This is a genomic window from uncultured Brevundimonas sp. (assembly GCF_963977465.1).
Lineage (GTDB): Bacteria > Pseudomonadota > Alphaproteobacteria > Caulobacterales > Caulobacteraceae > Brevundimonas.
Map to the genome: position 1 here is coordinate 348,376 of NZ_CAXBOQ010000004.1, position 18,541 is coordinate 366,916.

Here is an 18,541-nt window from a genome sequence, read left to right on the forward strand (position 1 = left end):
CTGTGAAAGGAATTATTGCGATGCGCGCCATTCTCCTGTCCGCTGCCCTCCTGCTCCCCGTCGGAGCCTGTGTCAGCCTGACCGAAAACCACTATGCGCCGCAGCCCGCCGAGCACTCGGCGATGGGCGATTTCGGTGAGGCGACCCTCCGAAACTCCGCGGGCGAAACCATCGGGCGCGCCGTCCTGACCCAGGGGACGACCGGCCTGCTGATCCGCATTGAGGCGACCGGCCTGACGCCCGGCTGGCACGGGGTCCATATCCACGCCACAGGCCGCTGCGACGCGCCCTTTACCTCGGCCGGCGGCCATATCAATCACGCCACGCCGGTGCCGCACGGCCTGCTGAACCCGGACGGTCCCGATGACGGCGACCTGCCGGGCATCTTCGCCGACGCCGACGGTCGGGTGAACGCCGAGATCTTTACGACCCGCGCCCGCCTCGCCTCCACCGGTCCCGGCCAGTGGCTGTGGGACAGCGACGGTTCGGCCCTGGTCATCCACGCCGGACCAGATGACCATCAAAGCCAGCCGATCGGTGGTGCCGGTGCCCGTGTCGCCTGTGGCGTGATGGCTGCGGGCTGACAGCCTTCGCCCCCCCGGGACACCCGCCCCCGGGGTCTGCGGCGGTTCGCGGACCGGCCGGCCACGATTTGATCTTCGCGACCGGGCGTTCGCCTGCTAACCCCGGGGCTCATCCCAAAAGCGACCTGCATGAAAATTCCTCGTATCGCCTACGCCGCCTACGGCATTGCCCTGGTGGTCATTGTCATCGACCAGCTGACCAAGGCCTCGATCCTCGACGCGATGCAGATGCTGACCGCGAGCGGTCAGCTGATCGACCGGGAGATGTGGTCGTACCATTCGATCCCGCTGATCCCGCCGGTGCTGCGCCTGACCTTCGTGCTCAATGACGGTGTCAGCTTCGGCCTGCTCGGCGGTGGAGCCGCCCGCTGGGGTCTCAGCGTCTTCTCGGTCCTGGTGGCCGGGGCCCTGGCCTGGTGGGCCCTGAAGGCCGACCGTCGCCTGCTGATCAGCGCTATCGGCCTGGTCATGGGCGGGGCTGTCGGCAATGTGATCGACCGCATCCGCTTCGGCGGCGTCGTCGATTTCATCGACTTCTCCGGCGTCATGATCGGTAGCTACCGGGTGTTTCCGTGGATTTTCAATGTCGCCGACAGCGCCATCACCATTGGCGTCGTGGTCCTGATAATCGACAGCCTGCTGTCCGAGCGTCAGCCGACGGTTGGCGAAGCCGCTGAAAAGTCGTAATCAACCGCCCATCTAGCCGTTCCACAGCCGCGTCTCCGACGCGCGATCAACGAGCCGAGCCCCTGATCATGCGAATTCGCAGTGCCGCCGTCATCTCCATCGTCGCCGTATCGGCCCTGTCCCTGGGGGCCTGCACCGGCATGCGCCAGAGCATCGGCCTGGCCAAGATTACGCCGGACGCCTTCCTGACAGTCTCGACCGCCCCGCTGACCGTGCCGCCGGAATACGGCCTGCGCCCGCCGGCACCCGGCCAGCCGCGCCCGCAGGAACTAGCCCCCGAGAGCGCTGCGCGCCAGATTCTGCTGGGACAGCGCCAAGCCGTGACCCGCACCGCCGGTGAACAGATGTTCGTCGCCCAGGCCGGTGCCGACCGTGCCGACCCGCTGGCCCGCTATGTGATCGACGATGAATTCGGCGATCTGGCCCACAAGGAAGAGAGCTTCGCCAACCGCCTGCTGTTCTGGCGCAGCGACTCGCCCGCGACCCAGACCGAGACCGTCAGCCAGACTGCGTCCGGTGCCCTGAATATCGACGCCGCCTCCGAGGCCGAACGTCTCCGGGCCCTGACCGGCAGCGAGGCACGCATCGTCATCGCTCCGCGCCGCGCCGGCTTCAAACTGCCCGGCCTGTAGGATCATGGCGGTGGCGCTTGCCGCCGCCACCTCACCCCGCTTCGTGATCCGGTCGGCCTACGCCCGCGCCGCGCCGGCCCGCAGGCCGCGCTCGGCCAGGGCCACCACCGCGACGCCGCCCATGGTCAGGGCGGCTCCGGTCAAGATCTGCACCGTCAGTATATCGCCTAGGAACAGCCAGCCGATGGCGATCGACACCACCGGGGTGGCCAGCAGATAGGGCGTCACCCGCCCCGCCTCGCGCCGCTGCACCAGCCAGAACACCAGCGTCGTGGCCAGCACCGACGAGACCAGACCCGCCCACAGAACACAGGCCCAGATCAGCGGCGTGGCCGCCTTCACCGCCTCCATCTGGCCCTGTTCAAACACCGCGGACCCGAAGGCCAGCGTCGGCAGGGCCACCAGTGACAGCAGGCCCTGCATCTTCAGCGGCGGGATCGAGGTGGTGCGCCGGGCGATGACCGTGGTCAGCGCCCAACAACTCGCGGCCGCTATACCGACGGCAATGGCCTTCCAGTCCTGAAGCACATGCGGGTCCCCCATCATCCAGGCGACGCCGATGAAGGCGATGATCATTCCGATCAGGGCGTATTTCGACAGCCGCTCGCCCAGCAGCAGAAAGGCGAACAGGGCCGTAAAAGGAATCCACAACTGCGCCGCCACCGAGACCGGGCTGACATCCTGCGCCAGGGAAAAGGCCAGAAAGATCAAACCATAGTGCAGCGGACCGCCGACAAAGACGATGATCAGCAGGCTCTTCCAGTTGGGAAACGGCGGGCGCACGAACCACACCAGACAGGCGGCCGCCAGGGCGAAACGCAACGCCCCCATCAGCAGCGGCGGCAAAACCTCGGTCCCGACCTTGGCCGCGGCATTGTTGACCCCCCAGATCACCACCACCGCGATGATGGCCAGGATCTCCGGCAGGGTCAGGGCATGGGGCGGGGATGCGGGCTGGGTCACGACCGGCCTATGGCACGTCCGCGACGAACCGTCGGCTCACATTCGATGACCCGAGGTTTCGCTGACAGCGCAGTCTGCGAGAGACCCCGGCCGGGCGACAGCACGGAACACCGACACCGTCACCCGCCATACCGGGTCAGACTAGAACGGGATGTCGTCGTTCAGGTCGTAGCTTTCCTTGGGACCGCTGGGCTTGTTGGCCCCGCCGGTCGAGAAGCCCGAGGAATAGTCGTCGTCGCCGCCACTCCGGCTCGCGCCGCCGCCGGCCGAGTCGTTGCGCCCGCCCAGCATGGTCAGCTCGCCCTTGAACTTGCCGACCACGATCTCGGTCGAGTACTTCTCGACGCCCGACTGGTCGGTCCATTTGCGGGTCTGGATCGCGCCCTCGATGTAGACCGTCGAACCCTTCTTCAGATAGTTCTCGGCCACCTTGATGATGTTGTCATTGAAGATGACCACCCGGTGCCACTCGGTCTTTTCCTTGCGCTCGCCCGAGGACTTGTCGCGCCATTGCTCCGACGTCGCCAGCGACAGATTGCAGACGCGCTCGCCCGAGGTGAGCGAACGAATTTCCGGATCCTTGCCCAGATTGCCGATCAGAATGACCTTGTTGACGCTGCCCGCCATAGCCGAGCTCCCATGCTTGAGTTTGAAGCACGCAACCTAGTCGATCGCGCACAAATGTTCCAGTTTTGTTCGTCTAGTTCGCCGGTTCCGGCGGCGGGGCGGCGACCGCGATCGGCGTTCCGTCCATCTCGCGCTGTATGGCCGCCGGAATCGCCAGACGACCGTCGCCGGTCCGGGCCAGGGCGATGAAGCGGTTGCCGTCGAGGGTTCGGGAAAAGGACACCCCGATCCGGTCGATGAAGATGAATTGCCCCTGATAGGCTCCGGTGATCTCGCGTCGCGAACCACCCATGCGCAGGAAGCGCAGCCGCATCTCCTCCAGCCGCGCGGCACAGAACTCGATCTGGGGCTGGTCGCGGGCGACAACGCTCAGCTCGGGCTCACCCTTGCCGTCTTCGGCGGGCATGACGACATAGCAGACCCCCTGCGTATAGGGGGCCTTGATCGCGGAATCGCAGGCGACCATGGCCAGGGCGGCGGCGGTGACGGCGGCGAGGGTCAGGACTCTCATCGGCCCAGAGCCGGGAACTGGCAGTTGCGATCCTGCTCGGCCAGGGTGCGGAAGCGGCTGTTGTCGCTGGACTGTTCGACCCGGCGCGGCACCAGCCGCAGGGTCGTGTCACCCCAGCGACCGTAAAGGGCCTCACCCGGCCGCACGCAGGTCCCGGAATACAACGCCATCACGCAGGCATTCAGCCCCATGTTCGGCGACAGCGAGCGCCAGTCGGATCCGGTGTGGCGCAAACAGGCGTTGCCCGCGGCCACCGGAGCCGTGGCGGGCTGACTGGGCGTGACGGGCGTCGGCAGGGGCTCGACCTCAACCGCGGCGAAATCGACCGGCGGCAGGCGTGGCGGCGGCGCGAAGGCAGCGGTCGGAGCCGCAGCCAGGGCCCCGGTTTCATCGAGCCCGACGTCGAGGGCGTCGGTCGCCAGCCCGTTGCGGCGGGCACAGTCGGTCAGGGTCGCCATGCCGACGAACTGGCCATCGACAAAGCAGCGTAGCTCGCGCGTCGGTTCCAGGCTCGGCACATCGGCCACATCGACGGTCAGGCCGCCGCGCTCGCTCGGCGGGGCATCTGACGTGCGATCGGCACCACGGCTGAAGACCAGGGCCAGGACGATGGCCAGGACGGCGGCGACGCCGACGCCGATCGCCAGGATGGTGCGGTTGTTCAGGGGCATTCAGGGCTCACGCGAATGGATGAGCCCAATAACCCCGTCCGGGGCCAAGGCGTCAACCGGCAAGCCGCCCCGATCGACTCTATCCAACAAGCCGCGAGAGCGCCGCTTGGTAGTTAGCGATCTGTGCGGTCAGATAGGCCGGAGCGGTTCCAGTGATCTTCGGCGTGGTCGCGGCCGGTGCCAGGGCACGATAGGCGTCCCGGACAGCCTTCATCGCCGCCTGCAGGCGCTCCCCGGTGACCTTCAACGAATCCGGATCCAGCGAGAGGTTGCGCGGCAGGTCGAGGCCGAAGGTTCGCACGGCCCCTTCGCCGCTGCTGGTCCCGATGAAGCCCTGCGACAGGCCCAGGCCGGCAAGGGCGTCGCGACCGGGCTCACCGGCCGTCAGAACCGCCCCTGCCTTGCCGTCACGGGCCATGATCGACAGGCGCTGGACGCCGGTACGCAGCGCGGTCTGCAGGTCGCCTTCGGTCCCCGTCGGCGCGGCCTCGGAGGCGACCGTGACCTTCAGGGTGTTGCGCGAGGCCTGTTCGATCTTGCGTGCCAGTGACTGCAGCGTATCGCGCGCCTCGATGGTCACCGCCACCGCCCGCCCGCCGTTCGGCGGCGAGACATAGAAGCGGTCCCCGGGTCGAACCGAGGTCGCGTCCTGCAATTTCTTGGAATCGCTCTGCTGGATTTCGCCGTTGGGCAGACCCAGACGGTCCAGCACACTGGCCCCGCCCGAGGCGACCGCCAGGGTCATTGGCGCAGCCTGCTGGCTGTCACCGGCCCAAGTACGGGTCCATTCCACCGCACCGGTCAGCGGGTCGAGACGGGTCAGAAAGCCCTCGGTCGGATCCGTGTCCTCGGCAGCCTCGGCGCGATTGCTGACGCCGGTGATCCAAACCTTGCCGTCCTGGACCTTCACATCGGCGGCGGTGTCCTGGCCCGCCGTGCCGAAATAGGTCAGACGATCGGCCACCGAGACCGTCAGGTCGGTTTCGAGCACCGCGACGAAAGCGTCCGTCCCGCCGGAGTGGGCGGTGTTCACCGTGCCTATGTCCAGCGCCTGGTTGCGGGTCGTTCCGGTCAGGATAACCCGGCCGCCCGAAACCGAGATCCCCGCGATCTCGCCACTGGCGACGCCCAGGTCCCGCGTTGCCGCCAGGGTCGGCGCACCGCCCGCACCCAGGGTGAACTGGCGCACGACCATGCGGCCGTTCTCGACGCCCGCCGAATAGAGGTTCGATCCGTCGATGGTGATCGCCTGGACCCCGTCGTCTGCACTGGTGCCGAACTGCACCGTGCCCGCGGCCGTGGCCACCGTCGGGGCCGACGGATAGGCTTGGCTCTCGCTGAAGGCCTGGACATAGCCATCCCAACCGCCGGCGGCGCTTCCGCCGGGAATGGCCGACTGGGCCCGACCGGCGACATAGACGGTCCCGTTCGGGCCGAAACTGACCGAGGTCGCCTCGTCAGCGGCCCGCGCGCCGCGGCGCTGGGTCCAGAGTTCCGAGCCACTCGCGTCGAACACGGTGACAAAACTGTCCGCCACCGTGGCGACGTCGCCCGACTTGCCCGACTCCAGGGCGCCCGTGACCGATCCGGCCACGGCGACGCGGCCGTCGGCATCGATGGCGATGGCGTAACCACTGGCGGTCGAGGCTGCCCCCAACGCCCGGGTGGAGACCAGACGTCCGGCCGGGTCATATTTCATCAGGGCCACGTCGCGCTCGCCCTTGATCGGCTGGTTGCCGATACCGGCTTCGACGTCGGCGACGATCCACAGGGACCCGTCCGGTCCGGTCGCGCTGGCCCGTACGGTCTCGAGGCCTGCAGGCAGGCCGGTCTGGATCGAGCGGCCCTCTACCCAATGAGTGTCACCGATGCCTGGCTCAGTGACCGGCGGGGCCGTGCCACCGTCAGACTGGAATTTGAGAAGCTGATGGCCGCCCGCGGTGCCGGACGCCTGCACCACATAGACGGCGTCCGAGGTCTGGGCGGCGGTAAAGCCCACGGTCTCGGTGGAATCGCCGCGCACAGCCAGGGCCCAGCGATCCGGGCCGGTCGGCAAGGTGATGGTCTTGCCGTTGGCGCTGATCGTCCGCGGCTCCGCCTTGATCTGCTCGCGGCCGATGCGGGTGTTGAAGCCACTCGCCTCCAGCTGACCGTTGATATGTTCCAGCACGCTGGTCAGGGTTCGCGGGGTGGCCCCCATATTGGCCAGGTCGATCGGGACCGTTGTCGTCACACCCAGCTGGCGGATGGTGATGCCAAAGGCCACGTCACCCGAGAACGCTGCCACAACACTGTCGGGCGAACCCTCATGGATCGGGCCGGTTATGGAATTGCTGTTGTCACGCGGCACCCCGCCGGTCGACTTGCTCAGGGCACTGGTCGTGCCCTGGACCAGACGAACGGCATTCAGCTCCGTCGCGCCGACATAGGTCCCGACCTCGGCGAGGCCAGAGCTGAACCGCTTGGTCAGCAGAGCCAGCTCCGTCGACCCCACGCCCTTGACGCTGGCCCGATTGGCCAGGGCGTTGAGAGTCTCGAGGCCCTGATAGAGGGCGAAAAGCTTGCGATAGTCGGACGACGCGCCCTTGACGTCCAGCTGGGCGGCATTCTCGTCCACGATCCGACGCCCCGCCATGGCGGTACGGACCAATTCTTCGGGCTTGGGAACGTTGTAGCTGGCACTCCAGGGCGCGGTCGGCTGAACCTTGCGAACAGGAGTCTTCACGCTGAATGCCGACCCCGACGAGGCCGCCCAGTCCGTCATGCCGTACAGGCCGAGAAGATAGCTGTTATTGATCACCAGAGACTCCCGCCCCCAGTGTGGGCTGATCCCCGCAACAACACCTTAACGCGAGCCGGGAACGGCGGATCGACCGTCACGTTATCAGTGAGGATCGGAGTCGTGCCATGCCTGACCTGCGCAGCATCCTGCAATCGATTCTCGCCCTGTATGGACTCTCTGTGAGTCCACGCCATCGACGCCCGCCCCCGACCAGCATCGGCCGCCCGGACCTCAGGCGGATGCGCGGCCTGAACCGCTCCTGATTACTGGAACAGCGACAGGATGATCTGCGGGGCCTGGTTGGCGATCGACAGGGACTGCGCGCCCAGTTGCTGCTGCACCTGAAGGGCCTGAAGGCGCGCGCTTTCCTTGGCCAGGTCGGCATCAACCAGATTGCCGATCCCGGCCTCCAGTGTATCGACCAGCTTGGACACAAACGTCTTGTGCGCCTGGATCTGCTTGGCCTGCGAGCCCAGCTCACCCAGCGAGGAGTTCAGCGCAGTGATCGAACTGTCCAGCCGGGTCAGCGCGGCCGTTGCCCCACTGGCCGTCAGCAGACTGTCCGTCAGCGACAGCGAAATGATGGACCCGCCCAGCGACAGATCCTTGGCCCCCAGGGTGACGAAGGATGAGGCGTCGGCATTGGCGAGGAACTGGATACCCGAGCTCAGGCTGCCATTCAGAATATTGCCGCCGTCGAACTCGGCGTTTTCGTACGCCGACTGGATGGCGCGAAGCAGGGCCTTGAAATCGGAGTCCAGCAACTGGCGGGACTGGCTCCCCAGCGAGGTATCCTTGGCCGCGACCACCTTTTCCTTCAGCTGGTTCAGCAGGTCGGAAATCGATTCGCCGGCGGACAACGCAACGTCGGCTATGGCCGTGGCCCGGTCCAGGCTCTGCTTGACGGCCCCCAGGGCACCGACATCGGCGCGCTGACCCTGGGCAATGGCCCAGATCGCAGCATTGTCCTTGGCACCCTGAACCTTAAGGCCCGTGCTGATTCGGTTCTGCACCTCACCCAACCGTGTATTGGTCTGGGTCAGATTCTGCAGAGCAATCGCCGCGGCGACATTAGTATGGACGCTATTCGTCATCCGTCTCGTTCCCTTAGGATTTCGAGACAGGCTAGAGCCCGATTCGTGTGTGTATGGTTAACGCGTGATAACCACGTCATTTAACCACGCGGATCGCTCCTGCGTGGCAACCGGTCTGATTGTCCCCCACCCTCAGGCAGAAGTGTCGATCACGGCCCCCGCCGCATAGTCATCCTCGCCCTTCAACTCGACGATCTGCTCTCGCGGCAGCTGGCGGATCACTTCGCCAGTTAATCGATCGAGGGTCTTGTAGATGAACGACCCCTCGCGGGATCCTTCCTCGATGACCAGCCGGTATCGGGATGCGCGTTCGGCGTCCTGTTGGGCTTTGGATTGGTGGAAGTCGCCGTTCGCGGTGGACCCGCTGGTGGCAACGACGATGGGGGGGACGGCACCTATCTTTGCATAGTTGTTCATGACTTCTGCCGGCAGCGTTTCGCTGGCGGCCTCCGGTCGTCAGAGCCCGGCGGATGGTCGGGTGGGACCGCGTATTGCGGCCCCACCCTTCCATTCGGTGTTCCTAGCGGAACAGGCCGAGCAGGATGGAAGTGGACGAGTTGGCGATCGACAGAGCCTGCACACCGAGCTGTTGCTTGGTCTGCAGCGCTTGCAATCGGGCGCTTTCCTTGGCCAGGTCGGCATCCACCAGGTTGCCGACACCGGCTTCCAGGGCATCCTGGAGCTTGCCCACGAAGGTCAGGTTGGTTCCGAGCGAGTTGGAACCGGTACCCAGCTTGGCCAGCGAGGCCCCGACGTTGTCGATCGAGGCGGTGACCAGGGCCAGCGAAGCGGTGGCGGCACTGGCCGTGTTGATCTCACTCGAAGCACCCAAGGTGACGACCGAACCGCTCAGGCTCATGTCTTGCGAGGCGACCGTGATGGTCGAACCGGACACATTGGCCAGGGCCGCGAAGCCGCCCGTGCTCGAACCGTCCAGCAGGTTGACGCCGTTGAACGCAGCATTGTCGACGACGGTCGCGATCTGGTCGCGGATCGACTTGAAGTCTTCATTCAGGGCGCTGCGGGCCGAACTCGTCAGCGACGTATCGGTCGCCGAAAGTGCTTTTTCCTTCAGCTGGATCAGCAGATCGGAAACGGACTCACCCGCGGCCAGGCTGACATCCACGGCCGACTGGCCGCGCTGCAGGCTGTCCTTGACGGCATTCAGGGCACCAATTTCGGCACGTTGCCCCTGGGCGATAGCCCAAATGGCACCGTTGTCCTTGGCGGAAGAAACCTTCTTGCCGGTATTGATGCGGTTTTGAACCTGCGAAAGTTCGTTGTTGGTGACTTGCAGGTTCTGTAGGGCGATCATTGCGCCCACGTTGGTGTTCACGCTGTTCAAAGCCATGACACGGTCTTCCTTCTTCATGGTGTCCGACGCCATTTTGGCTGCCGGGAGCTTTCTGCTCAGGCCCTTCGACGCAAGGACGGGGCCACGGAGGTCATTTCGGGCCAGCCCACAACACGCTGTTTTCGCAATGGTACTTTTAGTTTACCACGCTATTGACCCGGCAGGTTTTGCCGCTCCGGCGCGCAAACCGGCAAAAACCGCCGGGCACCAGGCAGAAATTGCCGGTTCAGCGGCGGATTCGGAGGGTCTTCGGCATCAACGACGCCGATCCACCGCCTTGCGCCAGCGCGCCTGCAGCGTCCGCTCTGCCAGAAGCGTGTCGACCGCCATCTGTCGGGCCGCGTCGCAGGCGATCAGATCGCCGCCCCGCGTCATATAGGCGACCTCCAGATCGGCCTGGGTCGGGGCTTCACCCAGCTGCGTCAGCGCGCAGGGCGTCGTCGCCGGCTCCGGCAGGGTCAGCTGTGGCGGGACCGGCGCAGACAGCGGGGGCAAGCCGGCACAGCTCGCGATCATGAGCGCGCAGACGGCGGGCACGGCTTGGTGCCAGGGGAAGGTCGGCATCATCGTCAAGTCTCGCTTCAAGAATGGCGGGGGCGGTGAGTCGAGTCACCGCCAGCGTCTGGCGGTGGAGCTGGTCCATGGCCCGGCTCTGGCCGGCGTCGCCCTCGCGTTCGAGCCGTCGGGCGGCCGCATCGGCCTCGGCGACGGCGGTCCGGTTACGGGCGGCTTCCAGTCGGCGCGCGCCGAGGTTCAGAGGGTCCCAACGCAGACCCAGCCCTTGTCCGACCAGAACCATGGCCAGCAGCAGGCCGATCATCAGCACGATCCGCCCGGTCGTCGTCAGGGCGCGCCACAGGGACGGACCGGTCACGGGAAGGTCTTCCGGTTCAGTTCGAAATGTGGCCCGTCGCGCAGCCTCGGCCAGTCCCCACCCCAGACCAGCGGCGTGTCCAGCTTGACCGCGGCCTGTTTGAAAGCCGTCGCGATCCGCCCGTACAGCGGCCAGTCCCAGCGGACCCGGCCATCGACGATCGCCGCGACATCGATCGCATGGCCGGTCAAATGACGCGAGTTCAGCGTCCGGCTGGCCCCGGCCCTGACCAGCGCGACCTGGCGCTCCCGCGAGCGCAGGCCCTCGGTGATCATGAAGTCGACCGGACTGACGACGATGGCCACCTCGACCACCGCGACCAGGGCGGGATGAACCCCGACCAGTCGGGCGCGCGAGCGCGCCGAAAGCCGGAAGCTCATGGCCGACCTCCCGCACCGAGCCGCAGCCGCAGATTGACGAGCAGGGTCACCAGCTGCTGCGCCGTCGGAGCCACCAGATAGAGCACCAGAGTCAGGGCCAGCAGCCCCATCAACGCCTCGGCCAGACGTGGCAGGCTCGCCGCGGGCACCCGCGCCAGCGTCCGCTCCAGCAAGAGCCACAGGGCCGCGCTGGCGCTGAACACATACAGCCGTCGCCACAGCCAGCGCCCTTCGGCCAGCGACGGTGACCCGTCCACCCCGCCGGTCATCGCTCATCCTCCGGATCGTCAGGGCCGCCCACAGCGCGATGTCCGTCCAGTCCGGCCTCAATCAGCCACGCCTCCGGCGACAGCCAGGCCGGAACATCCCACGTCGATTCATCCAGCAGGACAACCTCCCGCGGCACGACTACGGCGGAAAACAGGCGCGCGCTCATCCGAATGCCACCAGCCAGACGACGCCCGGTGCCCCGGCTCCGCCGACGCCGCCCGTCGTCAATCCAGCCCCGCCGCCACCGCCGCCCGCGCCGTACAGACCGCCCGAGCCGCCGGAATAACCGTCACCACCGGCAGAAGCCCCGCCCCCGGCCCCACCGCCACCAGCCCGATGCAGGGACGGCCGGGGCGTATCCGCGCCTGCGGTACCCGCCGCCGCCGCGCCGCCTACCCCTCCACCGGCCGTGATCTCCAGCCAGGCCCCGGCCCCGCCCGCGCCGCCGTCGCGCGCGGTGTTTGCAGCATCCAGTCCGCCACCCCCACCGCCGCCGCCGGGACCGTCAGGCGCAGCGGCGGCCTGTCCGACCTCGCCCGGCCCGGACACTGCCGCACCGCCGCCGGAGTTCGCCCCTGTCCGTCCGGTCCCGCCAGTTCCGCCCGTGCCGGACACACCATTCCCCGGCGCGCCACCGGTCGCCGGGATCGCGGTCAGCAGCACCTGTCCGTCGTCCAGCACCCGGCTCGCGCCACCGTCGCCGCCCGCGGCCGCGTCGCCGCCGGCCCCGCCGGGGCCGACCTCGATATCCAGAACACCGCCCAGCGCCGCGACCGGCCATTCGCCCCGGTTGGTGCCGCCCGCGCCCCCGCCGCCCCCGCCGAAACGCACCGTCCCGCCGGGCCCCGACGCCCCCGCGCCACCGCCCCCGCCGCCGGCCACGGCGATCGCCTTGACCGTCCGGGCCCAGTCAGGGACCAGATAGGTGTTCGAGGCCGAAAACACCGTCACCTCGACCCGACCGGCCCCGCGCGGAAAACTCACCCGTCCTGTCGTGGCATCCACGACAAACGCCTCAACCCAGCCACTGCCATCCGGGCTGACCTTCAGCCGCAGATCGTCGTCGCCGATCAGGCCCAGCTCGGCCCGCCCGCCCCAGCCGCTCTGGAACAGCAGTGACAGCACATCGCCCGCGCTCTCCTTATTCAGGGTCAGCCGCAGGTCACCATCGCCGCCCGCAGCTGTCTCCAACGCCGTCCACAGCCCCTTGTTGACCCGGGCGACGAACGGATTTCCAGCATCGGCACTGGCGTTGAGCCCCAGCCGCTCCAGCCCCTGCACCTGACCCAGACGCGACCCCAGCGGCAGCCAGTCGCCGCCGACCCGGACAAGGACTGCGGCCTCGTCCAGCACGATCGCCAGCGCCCCGTCCGGTACGACCAGCACCGTCCAGCCCCCGGCCTCGGCCCGCATCAGATCGCCCGCGGCCGCCAGGGCCCAGGCACTGCCGGTCGCCCCCTCGGGCAGGATGTAAAGCGCGCCGTCCTGCGGCGTTTCCGGTTGATCTGTGCGAACTCGACTGACCACCGCCAGCTGGACCAGGGCGTCCAGCCTGGTCAGGGACTCGTTCAGGGTCACATGTTTCTGCATCTGGCCCGCCGCCAGATAGGGCAGGCCCAGCCGGGCGCTGGCGTCGTCGCTCATGACGGTCTCCGTATTCAGTTCGGAGAACAGTCTGGCGCAGCCACGGACCAGGGCGGGAAATTGACCCCTGCCGGGAGCTCAAACCCTTGATCAAACAGCCTTTTAAGTAGGCGCGAAATGCGGATTCAGGCGCAAAACCTCGCAGAGATCGCGCGGATTCTGCGGCTCAGAGCTGCTGCAACTCGCCCGAGGCGACCACCGGACCGTCCGGTTTGGCGGCTCCCGGTGTATGGCCCGGCGCCTCCATCGACACGGCCACGGCGGCGGCCTGTCCGGCCATGCCCGACAGCGCCCCGGTCAGATTGTGCCGCGAGGTCGCGGTGCCGTCGATCGCCCCGACCAGCTGGACCCCGCCCTCGGGCATGACCAGCCACAGGTGCGGCACCCGCGTATCGCCCGCCATCTCGTGGGTCGGGGCCAGATAGAGCGCACCGCTGACGCTGTCATAGGCGATGGTCATGGCGGACACACCGTTGTCGAGCGACAGGGTCGCGACCCGCATTACCCCGCCTGCGGCCGGGACCGGAACCATCACCGGACTCGGTGCCGGCTGCATCAGCAGGATGGCCATGGCCGCGACGCTGGCCGCCAGCAACCCGGTCGAACCGACCGCCCAGCGCCGCCAGAACGTCACACGTGCGTTGTCATTGGCCGGGATGGCGATGCCTGCGGCGATGCGCGGCCACACGCCACTGGACGGTTCGACCGGATCAATCTCCGCTGCGAAGGTCGCCAGATGAGCGTTCCAGGCCTCGACCTCGACGGCAAAGGCCGGGTCATTGGCCTCGCGTCGGCGGGCCTCGGCCTCCGCCTCGGGCGACAGCACCCGCAAGGCCAGTTCCCCGGCCAGGGCGTCATCGTCATTGATGTCGGTCGGTTCGGTCATTGTTCGAGACAGGCCCTCAGCCGCAGAAGTCCCCGCCGGATCCAGCTTTTCATCGTGCCCAGCGGCACATTTTCTCGCACCGCCAGACTGTCATAGGTGGCCCCCTCCATAAAGGCAGTGCGGATCACGCCGCCGACCTTGTCGTCGAGTTGATCGAGACAGCCATGCAGCCGACGCGCCTCGTCGTCCCGCTCCACCGTCTCGGACGGCAGCAGGGCACTATCGACGACCGCGTTGGCTTCATCGACCGGGGTCGATCTGCGGAAATTGGCACCGGCGCGCAGCCGGTCGATGGAGCGGTTGCGGGCGATCGTCACCAGCCAGGTGATCGGACTGGCCCGCGAGGCGTCGAAGCTCCCCGCCTTCTTCCAAACGGTCAGATAGGTTTCCTGCAAGACGTCCTCGGCGATCTGTCGGTCAGCCAAGATACGCAGGCATATGCCCAACAGTTTCGCGGAGGTGGCCAGATAGACCTGCCGGAACGCCGCGCGGTCACCCTGCCCGGTCATTCCGAGCGCGTCGGCCAGTTGGTCGCGAGTCAGCATGGGTGTCATCAGGAGCCCGGATTCGATTGCATGTCAGCTAGGCGGGTCCGGAACCGGCCCGTCAAGCACAGCCTCGCTCAGTCGTGCAGATATACCATGCGCCGTGCCTTGGCATCCGCGCGCATCGCCGCCACATGTTGCTCATGTTCTCCCGAGGCACGGGCCTCGCGCTCATTGGCCTCAACCCAGTGGGTGCTCGCGATATGTTTCTGCAAGGCATTGGCGGCCATCAGCTGCCCGGGAAAAAAGGTGTCGACCACATCCCCTGCGACCGGCACCGTCCCGACTGCCGTATCCACCGCCATATAGGCCGCCATCCGCGCCAGGGTGGACGGCGTGGCCTGGACCCGCAGGCCCTGCAGCAGCAACCAGCCACCCGTCGCCACGGTGTAGACGGTCCCGACCACAGGAACCCAGGTCAGCAGGGCGTCGAGGCCCAGACCGAACGGGCCGATGCCGATGACCCGGTCCGAAAGCTTCTTCACGCCCTCGACATTCGTCCAGATCTTTTCGATATCCCCGATGGTACGTCTGGCCATTCAATTCTCTTTCCATTCGCGACCGTGACAGGACATCCCGATCAGTGTTCACCGAGATTGGCAAGTCCGTGTTCCCACAGCTGAAACGTCTCTTGCCGCTGATGATGAGCGCGCCGGCGGGCATTTTGTTGCTGGTCGCGTTAGCGGCCCTGAGCGGGATCGGGCATCGCTGGGTCGACATCCTGGCCCAGTTTGGGGTTCCGGCCCTCGGCGTCGCGCTCGCCCTCACCGCCCTGACTCTGCTGCTGCGCCAGTTTCACGCCGCCGTCGCCTATGCCGTTGCCGCCCTGGCGTTGGTCGTCGCCGTCTGGCCGCAATGGATGCCGGCGCGCGGCGTTGCCCGCCCCGATACACCGGTCGTGCGGCTGTATTCAGCCAATCTGTGGGCCCGTAACACCGACGTTGACGCCATCACCCGCTCGATCGCGAGTGCCGACGCAGACATCGTCATCCTGATCGAACTTGGCGATGCGCCTGCCGCCCGCCTCGATCAGGTTCTGGCCGGCTATCCGCATCGGGTCGCCACCCCGCGCGTCGACCGGTACGGCGGGGCCGCCCGCTCGGTGATCGCATCCCGCTATCCCCTGACCGCCGTCGCCGACGTCGCAGACGGCCTGCACGACGTCACCGCCGTGGCCGAAACCCCGCTGGGTCCCGTCAACGTCATCGGCGTGCACCTGACCCGGCCCTGGCCGTTCCAGTACCAGTGGGGCCAGATCAGTCAGGTCCAGGCCCTGGCTGCGGTCCGCTCGGGCCTGACCGGACCGGTCATCGTCGCCGGGGATTTCAACAGTGTCACGACCGGCCGCATCGGGCGGCAGATCCGGACCGAGGTCGGTCTGAGCCCTGCCCCGGGCTGGCCGGGCACATGGCCGGCAGCGGCCCCTTCAATCGTGGGGATGACGATCGACCAGGTCTATCGCTCGCCGGATCTCGCCTTCGTCAGCCGCCGGCTGGGTCGGCCCACAGGCTCCGACCATCGACCGGTCATCAGCGAATTCACCCTGGCGGCGGACTGAACGCCGGGTCCAGCAGGGCGCGCAGCCGGGCTTCGTGGCCATCAGCGGGAAAGTCGTCGGCGATCCACCCCGCTTCGAACGCCTTCAGCAGCCGTCCCGTCTCCGGCCCGGGAACCACGCCCAGCCGCGCTAGATCGCGCCCGCCGACCGGCAGGACCGGCACCGTCCAGCCGGCAATGAGAGCCGCCAGCCGGACGTCATCGGCCGGATCGCTGGCCACGGAAGCCCGCTGTTGCACCAGCGCATCCTGCACCGCCCGGGGCCCCAGCCGGTACACAGCCGCCCGGGCCGCCTGATCGCTCATGTCCGGCCGCACGGCCGTCGCCGCCTCCGCCCCGGCCACCAGCCGGTCACGTACCGCGTTCGACAGACGCAGCTCCGCCGCCAGCGTCCGCAGGCCGTCCGCACCGACCGGCACCAGACCGGCCAGCCGCACGACCGGGTCGGTGGTTATTTCGCACAGGCGCTGGAACACCGCCCCGGCCACGGCCTCGGGCAGCAGCTGCGCCAGCACGCCCGTGGCGGCCATGGCCTGAACGGCGCGGCGCGGATCGGGCGCGGCCAGTAGTGTCATCAGTTCCGTCGACACCCGTTCCGCCGACAGACACGCCAGACCCTCGACCTCGGCTGTGCAGGCCGCCATCGCCGCCGCATCCGGCACGTCGCGTCCATACCAGGCGTAGAAGCGGAAAAAGCGCAGGATGCGCAGATAATCCTCGCGGATGCGCGTGACCGGATCGCCGACGAAGATGACCCGCCCGGCCAGCGCGTCCGCGACCCCCTCGCCCGTGGGATCGTAGATCCGCCCGCTCAGGTCCGCATACAGGGCGTTCAGACGAAAATCACGCCGCGCCGCATCCTCGCTCCAGTCATCGGTAAAGGCGACCGTGGCCTTGCGCCCGTCGGTGGTGACGTCCCTGCGCAGGGTGGTGATCTCATAGGGCTTATGCCCAGACACCGCCGTCACCGTGCCGTGGGCCAGCCCCGTCGGCACCGCCTTCAGGCCCGCCTTACGGATCGCAGCAAAGGCCACCTCCGGCTCCAGCGTCGTGGCGATGTCGATGTCGGCGACGGCCTGACCCAGCAGGGCATTGCGCACACTGCCGCCGACAAACCGGGCGCAGTCGGGCCCGCCCGCCGCCTCCAGCGCCGCGAACACGGCCCGCGTCGCCGCACTGGTCAGCCAGGGCTGGTCCTGCAGGTGTGCGGTCATGCGGCATCCTCCGCCGTCGCCACTGCGGACTGCGGCTCATCCCCGTACAGGCGGGTCCGCAGGGCCCGGACGATCCCGGCCGTCACGCCCCAGATATAGCGTTCCTCCCACGGCATGGCCCAGTACCAGCGCCGCGGCTGACCCTCACGATCATAGAAGTCCTGCCGGTGGTTCAGCCCATCCATCAGGAAGTCCCACGGCACCTCGAACAGTTCCGCCACCTCATCCGGCGCGGGTGTCAATTCCGGCGGTGTCTTCAGCCAGCCGACTACCGGCGTCACCAGAAAGCCCGTGCCGGTCTCATAGGCGTCGCCCAGGCCGAGCACTTCAACGGTGTCCGGCGCCAGGGCGACCTCCTCCCAGGCTTCGCGCAGCGCGGCGACTGTGGCGGTCTCTCCGGCATCCAGCCGCCCGCCGGGAAAGGCGATCTGCCCCGGATGGCTGGCCAGCTGGTCGGAACGGCGCGTCAGCAAAACGCTGGCCCCGTCCGGTCGCGCGATCACGGGGATCAGCACCGCCGCCGGCTTCAATGTGCGCGCCGGGCGGTCCGCATCGGGATTCAGGTCGAAGTCCGACCGCCCCGCCGTTCGGTCCGGTGTCCAGTCTGCGACCGGCTCCAGCCGCTCGACCAGCCGCTGTTTCAACGACGACTGACTCATTCCACGCCCGCCCCTACCGGTCCCAGCGCAAAGGATTTGCCGTCGCTGCGAACCACCAGCCGACCGTCCTCGACCGTCGCCGTCTCGACCAGATCATAAAAGATCGAACGCACGATCCGGGCCCACAGGTCGCCACGCACATGCACGCGCGGCGCGGGTTCGCCGGTCACCGGATCGGTCTCGACCACGATCGGATGCTCCGCTCCGGCCTCGACCGTGTCACCGACATCGGTGGTGAAGCGCAGCCGGTCGTCGTCGCGCTCCATGGTCACCGCCCGGAACGGCAGGTCCTCGACCGTGATCTTCAGCTTCTCGACCGGCGTGACCAGATGATAGCCGTCCGGATCCTTGCGCAGCACGGTCGAGAACAGCCGCACCAGCTCAGCCCGCCCGATCGGCGAACCCTCGTGCATCCACACGCCGTCAGCGCGAATGACGATGTCGATGTCGCCGCAATGCTCCGGATGCCACAGGTGCACCGGCGGCAGGCCGCGTCCCGGCACCTGTTTCGCAGCCCCGGCCACGGCGGCCAGTCCTCCGGTCTCTGTTTTTGGGCGTTCGCTCATGATCCAGACTTAGGCGCGCCCGGCCTCGTGGAAAAGGCGTG

General features: G+C 67.7%; 23 protein-coding genes. 4 read left to right on the plus strand and 19 right to left on the minus strand.

Annotated features, from left to right (window positions below; all coding sequences use genetic code 11):
- Positions 1–20: 20 nt before the first annotated feature.
- From AAC067_RS10800 to AAC067_RS10810, 3 genes are all read left to right on the plus strand, one after another.
- Positions 21–584 carry a superoxide dismutase family protein gene (locus tag AAC067_RS10800; protein WP_339932358.1) on the plus strand — a complete coding sequence of 188 codons (564 nt, stop codon included), beginning with the start codon at positions 21–23 and terminating at the stop codon, positions 582–584.
- 129 nt (positions 585–713) lie between these two features.
- Positions 714–1,271: a signal peptidase II gene (lspA, locus tag AAC067_RS10805; protein WP_339932360.1), complete on the plus strand. Its 558-nt coding sequence runs from the start codon at positions 714–716 to the stop codon at positions 1,269–1,271.
- Between the two features lie 68 nt (positions 1,272–1,339).
- Positions 1,340–1,903 (plus strand): DUF3035 domain-containing protein, encoded by a 564-nt coding sequence (locus AAC067_RS10810; protein ID WP_339932362.1) that lies wholly within the window; start codon positions 1,340–1,342, stop codon positions 1,901–1,903.
- A gap of 57 nt (positions 1,904–1,960) precedes the next feature.
- On the opposite strand, the gene AAC067_RS10815 is transcribed toward AAC067_RS10810, so the two are convergent.
- The 16 genes from AAC067_RS10815 to AAC067_RS10890 all read right to left on the minus strand — a co-directional run bounded on the left by AAC067_RS10815 (position 1,961) and on the right by AAC067_RS10890 (position 15,043).
- On the minus strand, positions 1,961–2,866 hold the full coding sequence (locus AAC067_RS10815) for a DMT family transporter (protein ID WP_339932364.1): 906 nt from the start codon (positions 2,864–2,866) through the stop codon (positions 1,961–1,963).
- 141 nt (positions 2,867–3,007) lie between these two features.
- Entirely contained in the window at positions 3,008–3,493 is a 486-nt protein-coding gene (ssb, locus tag AAC067_RS10820) for a single-stranded DNA-binding protein (RefSeq protein WP_339932366.1), read from the minus strand.
- Positions 3,494–3,566: 73 nt separating this feature from the next.
- On the minus strand, positions 3,567–4,004 hold the full coding sequence (locus AAC067_RS10825; protein ID WP_339932368.1) for a hypothetical protein: 438 nt from the start codon (positions 4,002–4,004) through the stop codon (positions 3,567–3,569).
- Positions 4,001–4,675: a hypothetical protein gene (locus tag AAC067_RS10830; RefSeq protein WP_339932370.1), complete on the minus strand. Its 675-nt coding sequence runs from the start codon at positions 4,673–4,675 to the stop codon at positions 4,001–4,003. Before AAC067_RS10830 ends, AAC067_RS10825 begins: the two co-directional genes overlap by 4 nt.
- A 79-nt stretch (positions 4,676–4,754) precedes the next feature.
- Positions 4,755–7,475 carry a transcriptional regulator gene (locus AAC067_RS10835; protein WP_339932372.1) on the minus strand — a complete coding sequence of 907 codons (2,721 nt, stop codon included), beginning with the start codon at positions 7,473–7,475 and terminating at the stop codon, positions 4,755–4,757.
- A 245-nt stretch (positions 7,476–7,720) separates the two neighbouring features.
- Positions 7,721–8,551, minus strand: a complete 831-nt coding sequence (locus tag AAC067_RS10840; RefSeq protein WP_339932374.1) for a flagellin — start codon at positions 8,549–8,551, stop codon at positions 7,721–7,723.
- A 132-nt stretch (positions 8,552–8,683) separates the two neighbouring features.
- Positions 8,684–8,968 (minus strand): hypothetical protein, encoded by a 285-nt coding sequence (locus tag AAC067_RS10845; protein WP_339932376.1) that lies wholly within the window; start codon positions 8,966–8,968, stop codon positions 8,684–8,686.
- A 103-nt stretch (positions 8,969–9,071) separates the two neighbouring features.
- Entirely contained in the window at positions 9,072–9,902 is an 831-nt protein-coding gene (locus tag AAC067_RS10850) for a flagellin (protein WP_339932479.1), read from the minus strand.
- A 412-nt stretch (positions 9,903–10,314) separates the two neighbouring features.
- A complete protein-coding gene (locus tag AAC067_RS10855) occupies positions 10,315–10,779 on the minus strand; it encodes a hypothetical protein (RefSeq protein ID WP_339932377.1) in 465 nt (154 codons plus the stop codon).
- Positions 10,776–11,159, minus strand: coding sequence for a M15 family metallopeptidase (locus AAC067_RS10860; protein WP_339932379.1), 384 nt, complete (start codon positions 11,157–11,159; stop codon positions 10,776–10,778). The genes AAC067_RS10855 and AAC067_RS10860 overlap by 4 nt, the downstream gene beginning before the upstream one ends.
- A complete protein-coding gene (locus AAC067_RS10865; protein ID WP_339932381.1) occupies positions 11,156–11,428 on the minus strand; it encodes a hypothetical protein in 273 nt (90 codons plus the stop codon). Before AAC067_RS10865 ends, AAC067_RS10860 begins: the two co-directional genes overlap by 4 nt.
- Positions 11,425–11,595 (minus strand): hypothetical protein, encoded by a 171-nt coding sequence (locus AAC067_RS10870; RefSeq protein ID WP_339932383.1) that lies wholly within the window; start codon positions 11,593–11,595, stop codon positions 11,425–11,427. The genes AAC067_RS10865 and AAC067_RS10870 overlap by 4 nt, the downstream gene beginning before the upstream one ends.
- Positions 11,592–13,073, minus strand: a complete 1,482-nt coding sequence (locus tag AAC067_RS10875) for a DUF2793 domain-containing protein (protein ID WP_339932385.1) — start codon at positions 13,071–13,073, stop codon at positions 11,592–11,594. The genes AAC067_RS10870 and AAC067_RS10875 overlap by 4 nt, the downstream gene beginning before the upstream one ends.
- 166 nt (positions 13,074–13,239) lie before the next feature.
- Complete coding sequence (locus AAC067_RS10880) at positions 13,240–13,959, minus strand: anti-sigma factor (protein WP_339932387.1); 720 nt, start codon at positions 13,957–13,959, stop codon at positions 13,240–13,242.
- A complete protein-coding gene (locus tag AAC067_RS10885) occupies positions 13,956–14,504 on the minus strand; it encodes a sigma-70 family RNA polymerase sigma factor (RefSeq protein WP_339932389.1) in 549 nt (182 codons plus the stop codon). The genes AAC067_RS10880 and AAC067_RS10885 overlap by 4 nt, the downstream gene beginning before the upstream one ends.
- A 77-nt stretch (positions 14,505–14,581) precedes the next feature.
- Positions 14,582–15,043: a DUF4112 domain-containing protein gene (locus AAC067_RS10890; protein ID WP_339932391.1), complete on the minus strand. Its 462-nt coding sequence runs from the start codon at positions 15,041–15,043 to the stop codon at positions 14,582–14,584.
- A gap of 44 nt (positions 15,044–15,087) precedes the next feature.
- Between AAC067_RS10890 and AAC067_RS10895 the strand changes: the two genes are divergently transcribed.
- On the plus strand, positions 15,088–16,062 hold the full coding sequence (locus AAC067_RS10895; RefSeq protein WP_339932393.1) for an endonuclease/exonuclease/phosphatase family protein: 975 nt from the start codon (positions 15,088–15,090) through the stop codon (positions 16,060–16,062).
- Here AAC067_RS10895 and AAC067_RS10900 read toward each other — a convergent pair.
- The 3 genes from AAC067_RS10900 to AAC067_RS10910 are packed head-to-tail and all read right to left on the minus strand — an operon-like array spanning position 16,043 to position 18,500.
- Positions 16,043–17,275, minus strand: coding sequence for a CCA tRNA nucleotidyltransferase (locus AAC067_RS10900; protein WP_339932395.1), 1,233 nt, complete (start codon positions 17,273–17,275; stop codon positions 16,043–16,045). The genes AAC067_RS10895 and AAC067_RS10900 overlap by 20 nt on opposite strands.
- Positions 17,272–17,934, minus strand: a complete 663-nt coding sequence (locus tag AAC067_RS10905; RefSeq protein ID WP_339932397.1) for a CoA pyrophosphatase — start codon at positions 17,932–17,934, stop codon at positions 17,272–17,274. Before AAC067_RS10905 ends, AAC067_RS10900 begins: the two co-directional genes overlap by 4 nt.
- Positions 17,931–18,500, minus strand: coding sequence for a DUF1285 domain-containing protein (locus tag AAC067_RS10910; RefSeq protein WP_339932399.1), 570 nt, complete (start codon positions 18,498–18,500; stop codon positions 17,931–17,933). The genes AAC067_RS10905 and AAC067_RS10910 overlap by 4 nt, the downstream gene beginning before the upstream one ends.
- Between the last annotated feature and the right edge of the window lie 41 nt (positions 18,501–18,541).